Below are 582 nucleotides of genomic sequence, written 5' to 3'. Positions count from 1 at the left end.
GTTCACTTCACCGCGGCCGCACCGAACCGCCGATGGGTCGTCGACTTCACCTATGTCAGAACGTGGGCAGGGTTCGCGGGGCGATCTCTCGACCTGTAAGTGGAGAGTTCGTGGCGGGTAGCTCGAGAACGACTCCGCACGGTGAGAATTCTCGGGCAAGGTCGCACCGCTTCATCCGTCGACACGAAGGCGCGTTGCGGGCGCCATCACCTTGTTCACGTATCCAAGCCGATTCACCTCACGCACGCCGGTTGAGTAGATGTCAACATCCGGAGCCAACGCTCGGAACGACACAATTGCAAACACCCGCTGCTCCTGGTGCGCTTCGTCATCGACCCGCTCCGTCATAGAGAGGCGCAATGCCCACGTCCCTCGTCCCGTACCTTGCGGATAGCGCTTCCGATGACTCTTGAGCGGGGACCATTTGCCGTCAGCAACCTGCTGTGACTCCCAATACCCGCCGACTACCTCTTGCGGTGTTATCGAACGGAAGCGGGAACGACCTTCGGGGGTCTGAGTCATATAGCCGAATGCACCGGATACGTCCGTCCTGACTGCCTCGGAACCAAACGCGGGATTGAT

At 60.1% G+C, this 582-nt stretch carries 1 protein-coding gene; it reads right to left on the bottom strand.

The annotated features are described in order from the left end of the window. Nucleotides 1-171: 171 nt before the first annotated feature. Nucleotides 172-582 (bottom strand): hypothetical protein (locus tag WDJ51_RS00510; protein ID WP_337850460.1); only part of this gene is annotated, 411 nt, incomplete at its 5' end.

Source organism: Rathayibacter sp. YIM 133350 (assembly GCF_037404875.1).
Lineage (GTDB): Bacteria > Actinomycetota > Actinomycetes > Actinomycetales > Microbacteriaceae > Orlajensenia.
The sequence above is the reverse complement of the archived record's forward strand: the minus strand, read 5'-3'. Positions and strand labels throughout refer to the sequence as shown.